Raw genomic sequence first — 15,305 nt, 5'->3', positions numbered from 1 at the left:
GTGTAAGGGAGTGAGGTGTAGGAGGTCAGAGCGCGGCGTTGCCGAAGTAGTGGGTGTGGGCGGTGGCGATCGCGTCCCAGTCGGCGCCGTGCGGGAAGCGCACGAGTTGCCAGCCCGCGTCGAGCAGCCGTTCCTCGGCGTCCTCGTCGCGGGTGGCGTCGAGGTCGGTGTCAGGGCCGTCGACGAAGACGGCGACCTTCACGCCGGGCTGCCGGTAGATGTAGTCGGGAAGGGCGTTCGCCTCGGTGAGGAACGTGCCCGCCTCGTCGGGGAGTCGCAGACCGCGCTCCTTGAGCCAGGTGATGAGGGTGCCTTCGAGCTCGGTCGTGTCCGTCGCGACGAGCAGCCGCTTGAACTGCTCCGTCCGGGACTCGCCGCGCCCTTCCCGTTCGGCCGTCGCCGAGGCGATCCGCAGCAGGAGCTCCCGCACGGTGTGCCGGTCGATGTGGGCGTGGTTGAGCTGGTTGCCGTACGTGAGCAGGCACTCGTAGCAGCCGCGGGCGCAGGCCCGGCCGGGCCGGTGCTCTTCGCCGCCCCAGTCCTCGCCGGCCGGGCCGAAGTGGCAGATCTCGAGTGCCTTGCGCGCCGCCTTCGCCAGTGCGTCCTTCTCCGACTGGAGGCGGCGCAGCACGCCCGCGCCGCCTTCGGCGGCCTCGGTGAACAGGATGCGGTCCCGAGGGCCGTCGTCCGGCGGGAGGAGTTCGCTGCTGAGCTCGGAGTCCTCCAGCTCGAACTCGGCCTCGATGCCGCGTTCCAGCGCGTACATCAGCGAGAGGGCGATCGGCTCGGGCAGCGGCTCGTCGAGCGTGACGACGAGGATGTTGCGGCGGTCCTCGACGTACGGGATAACGCGCTTCTTGCGCCGACGCTCGTTGCCGTCGGCGTCGATGACCGGCATCTCGCTGGAGTCGCCGGAGGCTTCGGCGGCGTCGCGGTCGTTCATCCAGCGGCCGTCGGCGAGGTCGAGCCAGTAACCGGCGGGCTCGTCCTTCTTGGCCCGTACGCGGCCGGTGTTGGTGATGCGGACCGTGGCCGAGTCGCCGTAGGCCACCACGGCGATCTGCTCGCCGGCCGCGTTGGACACCTTGGCGTCCTGACGGCCCTTGCGGGTGCCGTGGTCCTGGAAGCGGTACGAGGTCTCCAGGCGGTAGCCGGCACGGCGGCGTTCTTCCTCGTCCGAGGAGATCCGCTCACGGCGCGTGGTGTACACGGTGTGCAGGTGCAGTAGCCCGTACGTGGCCGAACCCAGCGGCTCGTTGCACATCTCGCAGCGGTCGGCGCGCTGCTTCGGGTCGTGGTGGTAGCCGCAGTGGGCACAGCGGCGGGCCTCGGTGGTGGCGAGATCGCCGGAGGCGTCCGGTGGGAGCTGGATGCGGGTGACCTGGTAGCGGGCGCCCTCGTGGTAGATGAGCGCGCCGGGGCCGAACTCGCGGATGGCGAGGAAGCGGGGGCGCTGGAGGTAGTCGCCCTCGCCGCGGCGGCGGCCGACGGTCGGGATGTACGCGGCGAGCGGCAGGCGGGGGAACGAGTAGCCGGGCAGGAAGCCTTCGGAGGCGAGGTAGCGGTAGGGGTTGAAGTCGGAGAGGACCGACTTGCTGTCGGCGCTCTCGTTCATCAGCAGGTTCAGCTGGGTCTCGGCCTCGCGGCGGCGCGCGTTGGCGCGGTTGCGGTCGCCTTCGGTCAGGCTGTAGTCGAGGCGGCGCTTGTTCTGGATGTACTGGTCGTCGAGGGCGGCCGTGAACAGGTCGCGCCAGCGGTCGAAGGCCCGGTCGAACCGCTCGGGCACGGTCTTCACCCGGTCCTGGATCCAGTCGTCGTACCACCACGTCGTCTCGGCGAACCTCGGCAGCAGCGGGGCGAGAACCCGCAGCGCGGAGTCGACCGTGCGGCGCTGCGCCTCGGCGTCGAGGGAGGCGGCGAGGATCTCCGGCAGGAGCTTCAGCTCGGGCTGGGGCCGCTCGCCGGTCTCCGGGTGGGAGACGTCGAGAACCTCGGGTATCGCGCGGCCCAGCTTCAGGCCGGCCTCCGCGATCCAGATGCCCTGGAGGTGGGAGAGGACCAGGTCCTCGTTGGCGAGGTCCAGGCGCGGGGGTGCGACGGCACCGGCGACCATGCGCTCGGAGCGGCGGAAGTAGTACTGGTCGTGGCTGTTACCGGTGGCGCAGTACGTGGTCACCAGGGCGGGCTGGCCGCTACGGCCCGCGCGTCCGCTGCGCTGGGCGTAGTTGGCGGGCGTGGGCGGGACGTTGCGCATCATCACCGCGTTGAGCGAGGAGATGTCGACGCCCAGCTCCATCGTCGGCGAGCAGTAGAGCAGCTTCAGCTCGGCCTTGCGGAAGGCGTCCTCACGCTTCTCGCGCTCCTCCGGGGCCACCTGCGCGGTGTGCTCCCGGGCGAACATTCCGGCCAGCTCTCCGGCCGCGTCCTGGTACAGATTGCGGAAGAAGTCGTTGACGCGCGGGCCGTCGCCGCTCGGGTAGGTACGCGTCAGCGGGTCGTGGGCTCCCGTCTCGCCCTTGCCCGCACGCCAGATCAGGGATTGGGCGGCGACCCGGTAGCCGGTCACAGCAGGGCCCGTCGGCCTGCGGTAGCGGCCTGCACGCTGCGGGGCCTCGGAGACCTCCTTCACCAGGCCGGCCTTGGTGAGGACCTTCAGCAGATCCTCGATGACAAGCTGCAGGTCGTCGTTGTCGAGCTCGTTGAACGCCGTCTTGTCCGTGCGACGCAGATATTTGCCGAACTTGCCGCGCGCCGACAGGAACAGGCTCGCGCGGTCCAGGCCGGGGCGGGAGGGGTGCGGGTACGCGGTGCCGACACTCGGCTTGTCGGATGCGGACAGCACCCACGGGTCGATGAGGCGTTCCTCGCTCGCGCGCTGGAGCGAGTCGAAGTCGTCCCGGAAGTAGGAGACGTCGATGGCAAGGGCGCGCCGCATCTCGTTGAGCAGGGCCTTCATGACCTCGGCACGCAGGGCGGGGTCGGCGTTGCGCAGCTTCTCGTGGGTGGCAGCCCAGCGGTCCTCCTTGCCCGCGAGCCAGGTCAGGTCCTCGTAGTCGATCTCCAGGAGTCCGGTCTGCTCCAGGTTGGGCATGGTGATGCGCCAGCCGCGTTCCAGGTCCAGGTAAAGCCGGAAGGCGATGACGTCGCGGAAGGTCTTGGCCGCATTGCGGGCGAGCGAGGGCGGCAAGTCGCTCTCGCCGGTGTAGTCGAGGGGTTCGAGGGCGATCGCGTTCGTGACGGCGGAGGCGAGTTCCTCGTGGTGGAGGCCGTCCTCACCGGCGTCCAGGGCCGCTCGGTAGAGGGCCCCGCGCAGCTGTGTGATCTGCACGAAGTCGTTGAAGTGACCGGCCTGGAGCGAGGCGTCCTGACGGTTGTCGACGAAGGTGAGGAGCTTGCGCGCTTCCTTGTCCAGGGCTTCCTCGGGCACCGACTTCAGCGAGCGGACCACGGAGGCGGATATGAGGGAGGTCGCCGAGGAGCGTCCCTCCTGGTCGAGCGTGGCCAGCTTCGCGAAGTCCTTGCCGCGGGTCTGCTCGTACGCCACAGCGCAGTGCAGGCAGAACAGGAACGGTGACGGAATGAACGCCGCCTCCAGCGCGCCGCGCCCCTCGTAGCCCAACGGGTCGACGATGACATGGCGGGGCACCCGGTCGCGGAAGGACTTCTTGACGACCTCCTGCCCCTTGTCGTCCAGCTCCAGCCAGGACTCGGGAAGGCGGCGGTCGTCGACGGCGTACTGCGGGTTGGACGGCCACGGCCGGTCGTGGTCGATGTACAGGTAGCCGTCGCCCTGGCGGCCGCCGGTGGCGGCGGTGTCACGGCGCGCCTCGTAGCGCACCTCACCGTCCTTCTCGTTGCGCCAGGCCGTCACGTACTCCTGTCCGCACTCGCGGCAGAAGGCGAGCGGCATCAGCAGCTTGCCGCCGCTGCCGGGCTGTTCGAGCTGGTAGGAGCGGGTGTGGTGACGGGCCGGCTTGTCCTCCAGGGTGACGTACACGGTGTCGCCCTTGGACAGGAACTGGTGAAGGCGGAAGGCGAACAGGGGGCGCTCGGTGACCGGGTGCCGGGCCTCGGAGCCCGCTTCCAGAGTGGTGCGTATCGCGGCGACGCAGATCTCCACGTCGACACCCGACTGCTCGGCGAGCTCCTGGGCGGCGACCTCGATCTGCGCGGGCCGCTGGCGGATGAGGCGGCCCGTCACCTCGTCGGTGGCGAGGCCGAAGCGGGTCTCGATCCATCGGGCGAGTGGGTCGCGGACCAGGTCCGCGTACGCGCGCGGGGCGGCGGCGGACTTGAGGCGATCGGCGGAGACGGTGTCCGGGGCCGCGTCCGTGGCGCGGACCAGGGTCTCCCCGATGACGTGCTGGGGATGGACCTTGGTGCCGAAGAGAGTGGTGGCGACGTCGGCGACGACCTTCTTCTGATCGTCAAGAGCGCCCTCGGTGGACATGGTGGCCGAGGTGCCGATGCACTGGAGGTCGGCTGCATGACAGGCCTCCCGGACCCGGCGGATGAGCAGGGCGACGTCGGCGCCCTGACGGCCGCGGTAGGTGTGGAGCTCGTCGAAGACGAGGAATTCGAGGCCGCGAGCCATCTTGATGAGGCTGGCGCGGTCCGCGGGACGCGTCAGCATCAGTTCGAGCATCACGTAGTTGGTGAGGAGGATGTCCGGCGGGTTGTCGCGGATCTCCTTACGGGCCTCGTCGTTCTCCTGGCCGGTGTAGCGAGCGAAGGTGACGGGCTCGCGACCGGCTCCGTAGCCGTCGCGAAGGTACTTCTCCAGCTCCTTGAGCTGGCTGTTGGCCAGCGCGTTCATCGGATAGACGATGATGGCGCGCACACGCTTGGCGGCCTTGGGGCCCTCCGCGTCACGTTCCTTGAGGACCTTGTCGACGATCGGGACGATGTACGAGAGCGACTTGCCGGAGCCGGTGCCGGTGGTCAGGACGTAGGAGGCACCGGCCTGGGCTGCCTCGATCGCCTCGCGCTGGTGCTGGTGAAGGGTCAGCGGGCGGCCGTCGGGGACCGTGCCGCCCTCTGTCTTCTTCGCCTGGAAGATCCGGGCGCACTCGTCGTGCAGGACCTTCTGGCCGGCGAGCTCCAGGACCGTACCGCCGCCCGCGAAGAAGGGGTTGAGCGACAGCCAGGGGTCCGGCCACTGCGACTTGTTGTCGAGGTCGTTCTCCACGAACGCCCTGATGCGCTCGTCGCGGATGACGGTGCCACCCTCGGTGAAGGAGCGGTAGTCCTTGATGAGAGTGCCGTGGACACCGAAGACGTCCATGCCGGGCGCGGCCGTGCGGTGGCTCTCGTCGGTGGACTTCACGGAGTTGGGCTCTGCGACCTGAGGTGTGGCCGACTGCGCGGTGCGCAGTTGCGCCAGGCCTCGTACGGGGTCGAAGGCGGCCCAGGTCGGGAGAGCTGCGTCATCGCCGCCGGCCTCGGCCAGCGGCAGAAGGGCGTCACGGACGGCGACTGCGTCGGCCGGGCGGTTCGCCGGGTCCTTGGCCAGGAGCCGGTCGACGAGCCGGGCCAGATCCTTCGGCACTTCCTGACGGATGAGCCGGAGGGGGGTCGGCGCCTCATTGACGTGCTTCTCGGCGAGCTCGTAAGCCCCTTCGCCGGTGAAGGGCGGGACGCCGGTGAGCATCTCGTACAGCACGCAGCCCAGCGCGTAGAGGTCCGCTGCCTGTGTGACTTGGCCGGCCTTGAACTGCTCCGGTGCCATGTAGCGGGCCGTGCCGACGGCCACACCGGTGCTGGTCAGGCGGGCGTCCTCCGGGTCGTCGGCGATGCGGCCCATGCCGAAGTCGAGGACCTTGACGACGCCGCCGCGGGTGAGCATGACGTTGCGCGGCTTGAGGTCGCGGTGGATGACGCCGGCGCTGTGCGCGTGGGACAAGCCGTCCGCGATCTGGGCGACGATGGCGGCAGCCCAGGAGATGGGGAGCTGTGACTCCTCGTCAATGAGGTCGCCGAGGGTGTCGCCGTCGAGGAGCTCCATCGCCAGGTAGGGCAGACCGCCGTCCTGGGTGGCGTCCACTCCGCCGTCGACTATGCGCGTGAGGTTCGCGTGCTCAAGTCGGCGCATGATCCGCACCTCGCGGGCAAAGCGCTCCACGGCCTTGGCATCGGCGCGTGTATCGACGATGGCGCCGGACCGGTGACGCAGGATCAGCTTGACCGCGACCCGGCGGTCGGTGGTGCCGTCAGGAGCCTGAAGGTCCTCGGCCCGGTGAGCCTCTCCCATGTTCCCGGAATCGATCGGCCCTTGAAGCCGAAACCGCCCCGCGACCGTCCCCAGTTGCACTTGAACCCCTCCTGCGCACTTCCTGCGCAGCCCCACCAAGGCAACGCACGGTCCCCACCGCCGAGTTGAGTCTCCTCCCCATGTCGCCATGGAGGCCAACTCGACTTTCGGAAGCGTACACGAAGGGTCACCTCTAGCCAATGGAGTTGACTGTTTACATCGTCAACGGACTGGGCGTGGATTCGCCTATCAGGCGGGCCATAGTGCTCCGGCATCACACACCACCGTCTCGCCGCACGAAAGTTGGACGGACAAGAGCACCAGGGCCTCGCTCGCAGTCCTGTACCGGAACCTCCCACGGGCCGCGAGCCACGGTGTCGTGCCGCGCGTCGCCTTCGAACCGGAAGCGGCGCAATTTGGACTGGATGACGGCGCAAGAGCGCGACTGATCTCGGAGCTGTCTCGGCTGGGACCACGGCTGGAACCATCACTTGTTCATCCCTCAACCACAGAAGACACCCTAGACGTGAACAAGGTTGCACGGCTACACACGGGAGACACACAAGCGGAACAATCCCCGCCGATGCAGTCGCCTGGTATCTGCGGCGGCTTGTAGCCCGATCCATGGGCGAGCGCCCGGAAGACTCAGCCGTCGTTCGCGACCCACGCAGCCAGTTCGGCACGCGCCGACTGAAGCGCGTCCGACGAGGGGTCCGTAGCGCCGTTGGTTACCAGAGCGAAGTGAAGGCCACTCGAGGCGGACGAAGTGAGCAGCAGGCGGCGGCTCGCCGTACCGCCCCGCTCAGTGGCGGCAGATACAGGCGTACCGCGCTCATATTGCGGCAGCCCGTGCAGCGCCCCCAGGTCCGAGACGACCGTCGTCCGCTCCGGCGCGAAGGATGCCGGCAGGTGCAGTTCCGTCGGGGCCGCCGAGCCGTCCGAGCGCCACAGCAGCAGCCCGTACTGACCCGAACCCACCAGCTCGCGGACGTGCGGCAGTGAGGCCGGGACCGGGTTCCACGTCAGGGTGGTCGAGCCGTCGCGGGAGCGGTCCTCGTAGGTGAAGGCCAGCACGCGGCCCGCGGTCGCGCTCGGGTAGAGGCGGTCCAGGAGGCGGGCGTCCTGGCGGAGGGCCGGGGTGCCCGTGTCGTCGAGGCGGACCGCGGACAGATCCTCGTCGTTCCAGGCGTCGCCTGCCTCAAGGACCTTGTCCGGGTTGCCGTTCATGAGTTCGTGGTGGCGGCCGTTGTAGATGTCCCACTGCCACTGGGTGCCGGACAGGACGGGTCCCGAGTCCTGGGGGCTTGACCACCAACTCGCGCCCGGAAGGCGGGAGTCGAGGGCCTGGTACATGGCCTTCATGACCGTGGGCGCCTTGTCGGAGACCGTGCCGGTGAGGGGGTGGCCGAACTCGCTGACGATCGCCGCCGTCCCGGCGCCCGCCGCGCGGTCGCGGACCGTACCGAAGTCACGGGCGTACTGGCCGTCCTTCGCCTTGCCCCACATGAAGATGCCGGAGATGGCCTTCTGATCGTAGAAGTGGGTGTTGAAGACATAGCGCGGGCCGAGGGCCGATCCGGCGTCGAGGAGGCCGCCCTCCTGCTTCTGGAAGTCGAGGTTGGCGTTCCAGAAGAGGTTCGGCTCGACGAAGGCGGGCTTGTCGTGCCACCCGGCCGCGTCCATCCGGGCGCGGAACCTCTCGTAGAACGGCCAGAGCAGGTCCCGTTCCCAGGCGCGGCTGCTCTGGCCGGAGTCGTACGTCCCCGCGTGCGGTTCGTTGTACGGGTCGAAGCCGACGACCCCCGCGAACTCTGTGGGCGTGAGGTGTTCGGCCAGATACGCCATCGTGGTCTGGGCCGTGGCCAGGAAGGCGTCCTGGATGCCGCCCCTGTTGTGCCAGAAGTCGTGTGTCGCCCGCGTCACGGCCTGGTTCTGGGTGATGTTCTGGCCCCAGAAGAAGCAGATCCCGCACGACTCCCGCGGGTAACCGCCCGCCTCGACGACCCACTTGGGCGCCCCGTCGCCCGTGTACCAGCTTCCCTCGTGGAAGAGGTGCCGGGAGAAGAGGTCCTGGTGGAAGTCGGGGTACACGCGGATGCCCACGCGAAGGAAGGCACGCATCTGCGCCGTGACGGCGGCGAGGTAGGCGTGGTCGGTCTGGCCGCGTTCGGGTTCGGCATGGGCCCAGGAGAGAAGGAAGCGAGCGGCGTTTCCGCCGCCGAGGGAGCGCAGCGCAGCCGCGGATTTCTCGGCGTCGGCGACGGATGCGAAGGGCAGGCCGCCGTTCTCCTCGAGTTTGGTCTCGCCGGAGACGTTGTAGCCGCGCAGGACGACTTCGCGGCCGAGACCGTCGACGAAGCGGCCGTCCTCGACGGTGAACGAGGCCGCGGCCCGGTCGTCGAACCAGAGTCGGCCGGGCGGCGGTTCGGCGGCGGACGACAAGCCCCCGCCCGCCGCAGACGCAGCCAGCGACGCGGTCACGAGGATGAGGACACCGAGCAGTCGCACGGGCAGCTTTGCCATGCGCCTCACGTTCACTGACTGACCGTCAGGTGTCAATGTGCGCTTCGGTACCACCTGACGTGATCAAGCCAGTGTGCCTGCGGTCAGCCTCCCGCGCGCCGCCTCTGGGAAGGGGTGGCGGTATTGGTACCGGAGGGGTGGGGACAGGGAAGACCGCAGACCACGCAGCAGTTGGCGGTGCGGAAAGCGGCCATGGTCGTGGTGTCACCGGCGCCGAGCCCGGCCTGACGGTCGAATTCCGCTGTCAGGGCTGGACGTCGGTACCCGGAGTCCGCCTTTCTGGGTGGCGGTGACGAGGGCATCCCCCATCACGGTGGCGAAGAGTGCGCGACGGGCGCCGTCAGGCGGTGAGCGCGCCGGTGGCGCTCACGGCCCGCCGGTCGGTCGGCCTCACGGCGAGCCCGGTGCATGTCTGAGCTCACAGCCCGGCCGACAGGCTACTGCGGTATGTCCGAGGCAGTTTGATAGGAGCTGGTGCGGTAACGGCTGCGGAATTCGGCCAGGAGCTCGTCGGTCGCCTTGGCACCGGCGCTCACGGCGTCGTGGACGTCGCGGAAGTAGTTTTCGTAGCCGGCGGGAGTGTAGAGGCACAGGGCGCGTGTGGGGACCGCGCCCGCGTTGCGGAAGCCGTGCGGGGTGCCGCGGGTGGCGGCGAGCAGATGCCCGGGGCCGACCGTCACCTCGCCGTCTCCGGTGTGGAGTGTCAGTTCGCCCTCGAGGACGTAGAAGTACTCGTCGTGACCTTCGTGCACATGCGGCCTGGCACCGATGGTGCCGGGGGCGAGGCTGAACTCCTCGAAGGCGAAGTGCCCGTCTGTGTGCTCGGCGGTGAGCCGGAAAAAATGCTCGACACCGGCGACGTCGATGAGTTCCCCGTCCTGGGGGCGGCGAAGGAGCGGGCGTACATGGGTTCGGACCTGATCAGTCATGGATGCATTGTGGCCCAGCCGTCCTCGGCCGACGCGGGTAATTCCCCCGCACCAGGCCGGTGAGCCTTCCGGGTCACAGCACTTGAGGTGGCCGGTGACCTCGCCGCAGGACCGCGCCTCATCGGAGGGGGTGTCGCCGTAGCCTCACGTCCGGTGGCTCGAACGTCAGGCCGTTCTCGTCGAGGGCGTTGTACACAGTGACCCGCCCCTGGGGGAAGACGAAGCTGACATCGACCGCTCCTTGAGCCATGTCATTCCCGGTCCGCTCGAGGAGTTCGACGCTCTCGAGTGTCTGCCCTTGCAAGTGCCTCAGCTCGGTGAGCGGGTTCTCGCGCCACTGCAGCTCGAAGTCGGGCCGGCGGACGGCCGCGTGGGGATCGATCGCGTTCCAGGTGATCGAGACATCATCGAACTTCCAGTGGTTGATCTCGATCTGTTCACCGGCGAAGTCCAGCAGCACGGGACAGTCGCAGAACCACTCGTCGTCCGTGAGGTCCCACACCAGCCAGGTGCGGGTGAGTGTGCGGCCGACGAGGCCACGCAGCCGGTCGGCGTGGGCAGCCGTGACGGCCTTGTGGCCGCTCAGCCACTGCGGACGGAAGTCGGCGATGCCGAAATCGAACATGGGTGGATTCTGCCAAGTGCAGCCCGGATGAACTCACGGCGCCGTGCACAGCGTCGGCGGTCACCGTCCGACATCGGCGTTTTCCGGTCTCTCGTCGTCAGTTGAGAGCCGACCGGGCAGGCTCGCGGTCGCTGAGAGCTCTTCCGGGCCCCGCGGGCCGGGGGTCAGACGACGACCGTGACGGAATCCGGCTTGGGGAACGGCATCATGTCCCAGCCGAGTGGCCAGCCGCCTTCACATCGGTCGTCGTACTCGGCTTCGAGGATCCGGGGAACGCGCCAGGTCCACCACCGGCCTGACTCATCGTCGCGGCCGGGCCAGGGAATGGTGGCCGCGCGGAACCGGTCGTCCAGGCCACTGAGCTCCGGCCGCCGGATCTCCCGCACGCGCGGAGGGAGGAGCGTCCAGACCCGGGCCAGTGCGCTGCGACACCAGATGTCGTTGCTGAGCTCGGGCGCGCACCACGAGTAGCCCTCTTCCACCTCCTCCACCACGGCCCTCCACTGCCTGAGCAGCGCGTTGAGCGTGGGTGGTTCGCCGTCGGCCCAGTCGCGCGCGCCGTCGGCGACAGCGGCGCGGACTGCCTCGTACTCCGCCGGAGTCAGGGTCGTCTCGTCGCCGTGCGCATGCGTTCCATCCATGCGCCGACCATGCCAAGGAATCCGAAGCAGTGGGATTGCCCTGTCCGGCCGGGAACCAAGGGCACGGCGTGCACAAGGGGGAGGTCGTGCTCGGGCATGCCGTCGACAGCCTGCGCCCTGGCTCGGCACAGCGGCCAGGAACGTGCAGACCAGCGCCGGCGGCTGCGTACCCGTTCAGTTCACGGCGCCGTGAACAGCGTCGGGAACCGGGGAGCCAGCCAGGGCTTGCGCCCCCATGCCAGCACCCGACCCCGGGCGATCGCGCCCCACTGCTCGCAGCGGCCCAGTGCCATCAGCAGGAACGTGACCGGTTCGATCAGGATCGTGCAGTCGGGGCGGCTCGGGGCCTCGCTGCTCACGACGACGGCACCGTCCGTGAACGTGGCGCCGAAGCCGGTGCCGCCCCGCATGCGGACCCGGTAGCGGGCGTTCAGGCCGGCCGTGGCGGCGGGGTTCGTCACCCGGGGCATGGCCGTGATCATGAAGGGCAGGGTGAGCTCCACGCGGGCGGCGTCGATCATGTGCGGGCGGCCCGCCGCGCGTGCGAGGTCGTAGCCGTGACCGAGCATGTGCGTCAGCAGGTACGAGCCCAGCTCCACCCGGCTCATCGCACCCAGCGGGGTGTGCACGGTTCCGTCTGCCGCGCGCTGGTCCATCGCGGTGAGGTACGCCTCCGCCTGCGCCACGATCATCTCGGCCAGCGGTTCGGCCCCGCGCTCCGCGAACTCGGCGAGGGCGCGCTCATTGGCCTCGGCCAGGCTCTGCGGCGTGCCGTCGCCGTGGCTGCGCTCGCTGCCGGCCGCGATGTCGGCCATCAGCTCGTTGGCCTGCGCCAGATGCGCCGCCGCCTCCCCGATGGTCCACTCCGACCGGGGTACCGGCGCCCCTGTGTCGGCGACCCCGCGCAGCAGCGCGGCGATGTCCTCGGCGGTGTTGCGTATCGCGTCCGCGAGTCCGTCGGGCAGGGTGCCTCGTACGTCCTGGCCGGTCACTGATTCCACGCTGCTCCCCATCACCCTCGGCCACGCGGAACGCGTGCAACTCGTCGGCCGGACCTTCGTCGGCTGCCGCGTACACAAGACCAGGTCACGGGGCTGGTGACAAGAGTGTCAGCGACGAAATCCCGGCAGGCGGAGCGGAGCATCCACCGACGGGGCGAGGCGTGGCCGTGCAAGGAAGCAACCGCTCCGCACAGTGACCCCGAGACGCAAAAGACCCCAGGTCAGGGGGCACGACAAGTGTGCGACGTCGGTGATCGTGACGTTGTCACCGGACACAGTGCCAATGCTTTCCGCACGCCGGGGAGCCCGAGGAAATCCACGGCGGTCGACGCCGCCGGATCCACCGAGCCGTGTGGCATCCTCGGGGGAATCGCCCGGGCCCCTGCCCGGAGCCCCCGACCCGGCACAGGCTGGTACACGCACGACAAGGCGGCTGGTTCGTGCACACACGTATGACAAAGGCGGCAGAAGGCGGTACCCGTGGCGTCCGGTGAGGTCGTGTTCTTCGCGGCGGTGATCGCCGTGTCGCCGTTCACCCTTATCCCCGCTCTCTTCATGCAGTTCACCCCCCGCCCCCGAGCGGCCAGCAGTGCCTTCCTGGCCGGCTGGGTCATCGGGATCGTCGTGCCCGCGGGCGCGTGCGCCGTGCTGGCTTCCGTCGTCCAGCGTCCCGCGGAGGGGCCCGCTTGGGTCGCCTGGGCCAGAGTCGTGCTGGGGTCGCTTCTGATCCTCTTCGGGCTCCGGCAATGGCTGACCAGACACGGCAGGGCGGCGCCGGGCTGGATGCGGCTTCTCGCCGATGCGAGCCCGTCCAGGGCGTTCCGGCTCGGGCTGCTGCTGTCGGTGGCGAACCCGAAGATTCTCCTTCTCTCCGCTGCCGCCGGCCTTGCGGTCGGGGCGGCCGAGCCCCCGACCACGAACGCCGTGGTGGCCTTCGCGGTGTTCACCGTCTGCGCCGCCAGCACCGTAGCCCTGCCCGTCGTGCTCCATGTGCTGCTGGGCGAACGGGTCCTCGCCCCCCTGGGCAGGGTCAGACGCTGGTTGGAGAAGCGGGCCGCCGGAGTGATGGCCGTGGTGATCGCCGCCATCGGAGTTCTCGTGCTCTGCGAAGGAGTCGTCAGGCTCTGAGCGACAGTGCTCCCGTCCCTCGGTCGTCCCTGCCCGCACGGTCCGCCTCCGGCCCGTCCGCGACTGCGTCCACCACCGGTGCGAATCCGAGGAGCAGGCAGCCGCGGTACACCCCAGGACGGTCACCTGCTGGGTTGATGGATCCGGCAGGCCGACGCTGCGACCTGAGGCCGATCCGCTCCCGCCCCGGCCCCTCCACGAGCCGGCCTGCGCCCGAACGCATCGCCTACCGTCCGACAGCGGGCGACGGTAGGCGATGCGGGTCCTGGTGTCAGTCGCCTCCGCCGCCTCCGGTACGACGAGATGGAGGCACGGTGACGCCCCGCGTGGCATGTTGATCCACTCCAGCCCGTGGCCTTGACTCGGTGCCGGCCCAGCGTCGCCGTCCTGCTGCGCCGAACGCACGGACCGGCTTGGGGGTCGTTCACAGTGCCCTTTGTCATCAACGGAACGTCCGGCAGCCCACATTCTCTCGGTGCCGCGCTCGACCACGCGTCGATGTCACGTCTGCATGTGAGGTTCTGGCTGCTGGCCGGACTCGGCATTCTGCTCGACGGGTTCGACTTCTTCATCATCGGTGTGGCAAATCCGCTGATCGCCAAGGAATTCGGCGCAGGTTCGGCCGCGCAGGGGCTGCTCTCGGCCGCGGCGATCATCGGAGCCGCCCTCGGCGCCGCCCTCCTGGGCCCCCTCGGCGACCGGATCGGACGCGGCCGGATCTTCCGGGTCGACCTGTGGCTGTTCGTCATCTTCTCGCTGGCATGCGCAGGCGCCTGGGACATCTGGTCCCTGATCGTGTTCCGACTGCTGCTCGGTGTGGCCGTGGGGCTGGACTATCCCATCGCGGCCAGCTACCTGGCGGAGATTCTGCCCGCCCGCAACCGCGGGCGCTGGCTGGTCGGTGCGTTCAGTCTGCAGGCGGCCGGCATTCTGCTGGGAGCGGCCGTGGGCGTGGTGATCCTGCTCCTCCTGCCGGACATCGATTCGTGGCGCATCATGCTCGGATTCGGTGCCCTGCCCGCCCTGCTGATCATCGTGCTACGGCGGAAGATGCCCGAGAGTCCGCGCTGGCTCGCCCGCAACGGCCATGAACAGGAGGCATGCGAGGTGGGGCAGGCGATGACCGGGCAGCCGATTCGCCTGACACGGACGGACCGTGAGCGCCATGTACCGCCGCCGGAGGGGCTTCGGGCCTTCATCCAGCCGCAACTGTTCTCGCGCCCGCTGGTGCGGCGTACGGTCTTCACGGCCGTCCCCTGGTTCCTTATGGACATCGCGACCTACGGCGTGGGCATCTTCACCCCCACGCTGCTCGCCGGTCTCGCGCTGGGCGGCACGAACGCCACGTTCATCGCCGACGACATCGTCTCCACCGAGGGCACGGCCGCGCTGGACGTCTTCCTCGTGATCGGGTTCCTGCTGGCGATCCTGCTGGTGGACCGTGTGGGGCGCGTCCCGCTCCAGCTCGCCGGGTTTGCGGGGATGGCCGGTGCACTGTGCCTGCTGGCCGTGTCCGACCAGCTCTCCGGTGGCGCCTCGTCCCACCTTGCCCTGGTCTTCGTCGGCTTTGCCCTGTTCAACGTCCTCATGAACATGGGCCCCAACGCGACGACGTTCGCCCTGCCCGCAGAAGTCTTCCCCGCCGACGTGCGCGCCGCGGGCCACGGCTTCGCGGCCGGCTGCGGCAAGCTCGGCGCCGCACTGGGCACCTTCTTCTTCCCCGTGCTGCTGGCGGACGTCGGCGAGAGCGCGCTGCTGTACGGCATCGCAGGAACCAGTGCGCTGGCCTTCGTCGTCACCCTCATCTTCCGCGTCGAACCGGCCGGCCGCTCCATCGACGACCTCACCGGTGAGGCAGCGACAGCACTCTCACCGCGCGTAACCCCGCCGTGAGATGACCAGGTTGACGTCGGGCGCCTCACCGGTCGAATGCGCAACCGAGGCTGATGCGGACGTGACCCTGGTATGCACCCTCACAACGCAGACACAGCGGGCCACGGGACGCATCCCCGAGCGGACGGTTCCGAAGCGGGCGCCGGCCCGGACGCGGCGGCAACGGACGGACGGCGACGGAAGCCGTGGGCCGGCGCGGGGGAAGCGGAGCTCGGCCTCGGAGCAGCAGGCGCTGCACGGGGCCGCCGACGTGCTGATCGCCGAGCCTGATGTGCTCGACGTCGTACGCAGCCATGCGCGGGCGGGCGTAAGCAC

General features: G+C 69.4%; 9 protein-coding genes. 3 read left to right on the top strand and 6 right to left on the bottom strand.

Annotated elements, in window-relative coordinates; all coding sequences use genetic code 11:
- Window positions 1–25: 25 nt before the first annotated feature.
- From ABZ208_RS23910 to ABZ208_RS23885, 6 genes are all read right to left on the bottom strand, one after another.
- Window positions 26–6,310, bottom strand: a complete 6,285-nt coding sequence (locus ABZ208_RS23910) for a protein kinase (RefSeq protein WP_356911496.1) — start codon at window positions 6,308–6,310, stop codon at window positions 26–28.
- A gap of 585 nt (window positions 6,311–6,895) precedes the next feature.
- Entirely contained in the window at window positions 6,896–8,773 is a 1,878-nt protein-coding gene (locus tag ABZ208_RS23905) for a cellulase family glycosylhydrolase (protein ID WP_356911495.1), read from the bottom strand.
- Between the two features lie 437 nt (window positions 8,774–9,210).
- Window positions 9,211–9,702, bottom strand: coding sequence for a cupin domain-containing protein (locus ABZ208_RS23900; protein WP_356911494.1), 492 nt, complete (start codon window positions 9,700–9,702; stop codon window positions 9,211–9,213).
- A gap of 118 nt (window positions 9,703–9,820) precedes the next feature.
- Window positions 9,821–10,327: a hypothetical protein gene (locus ABZ208_RS23895; RefSeq protein WP_356911493.1), complete on the bottom strand. Its 507-nt coding sequence runs from the start codon at window positions 10,325–10,327 to the stop codon at window positions 9,821–9,823.
- Between the two features lie 164 nt (window positions 10,328–10,491).
- Window positions 10,492–10,968, bottom strand: coding sequence for a hypothetical protein (locus tag ABZ208_RS23890; RefSeq protein WP_356911492.1), 477 nt, complete (start codon window positions 10,966–10,968; stop codon window positions 10,492–10,494).
- Between the two features lie 179 nt (window positions 10,969–11,147).
- Window positions 11,148–11,981: a maleylpyruvate isomerase family mycothiol-dependent enzyme gene (locus ABZ208_RS23885; protein WP_356911491.1), complete on the bottom strand. Its 834-nt coding sequence runs from the start codon at window positions 11,979–11,981 to the stop codon at window positions 11,148–11,150.
- Window positions 11,982–12,449: 468 nt separating this feature from the next.
- On the opposite strand from ABZ208_RS23885, the gene ABZ208_RS23880 reads away from it, so the two are divergent.
- The 3 genes from ABZ208_RS23880 to ABZ208_RS23870 form a co-directional block, all read left to right on the top strand.
- A complete protein-coding gene (locus tag ABZ208_RS23880; protein WP_356911490.1) occupies window positions 12,450–13,097 on the top strand; it encodes a GAP family protein in 648 nt (215 codons plus the stop codon).
- 498 nt (window positions 13,098–13,595) lie between these two features.
- A complete protein-coding gene (locus tag ABZ208_RS23875) occupies window positions 13,596–14,990 on the top strand; it encodes an MFS transporter (RefSeq protein WP_356911489.1) in 1,395 nt (464 codons plus the stop codon).
- A 61-nt stretch (window positions 14,991–15,051) separates the two neighbouring features.
- The coding region (locus ABZ208_RS23870) for a hypothetical protein (protein WP_356911488.1) at window positions 15,052–15,305 on the top strand (254 nt) is incomplete at its 3' end.

This window comes from Streptomyces sp. NPDC006208 (assembly GCF_040613775.1).
Taxonomy (GTDB): domain Bacteria; phylum Actinomycetota; class Actinomycetes; order Streptomycetales; family Streptomycetaceae; genus Streptomyces.
Note: the sequence above shows the minus strand (reverse complement) of the source record. Positions and strands in the feature narration are given on the sequence as shown.

Bases quoted from the DNA above. Each gene is read 5' to 3' on its own strand.
- ABZ208_RS23895 (WP_356911493.1), bottom strand. From the start codon at position 10,327: ATGTTCGATTTCGGCATCGCCGACTTCCGTCCGCAGTGGCTGAGCGGC.
- ABZ208_RS23885 (WP_356911491.1), bottom strand. From the start codon at position 11,981: ATGGGGAGCAGCGTGGAATCAGTGACCGGCCAGGACGTACGAGGCACC.
- ABZ208_RS23890 (WP_356911492.1), bottom strand. From the start codon at position 10,968: ATGGATGGAACGCATGCGCACGGCGACGAGACGACCCTGACTCCGGCG.
- ABZ208_RS23875 (WP_356911489.1), top strand. From the start codon at position 13,596: ATGTCACGTCTGCATGTGAGGTTCTGGCTGCTGGCCGGACTCGGCATT.
- ABZ208_RS23900 (WP_356911494.1), bottom strand. From the start codon at position 9,702: ATGACTGATCAGGTCCGAACCCATGTACGCCCGCTCCTTCGCCGCCCC.
- ABZ208_RS23905 (WP_356911495.1), bottom strand. From the start codon at position 8,773: ATGGCAAAGCTGCCCGTGCGACTGCTCGGTGTCCTCATCCTCGTGACC.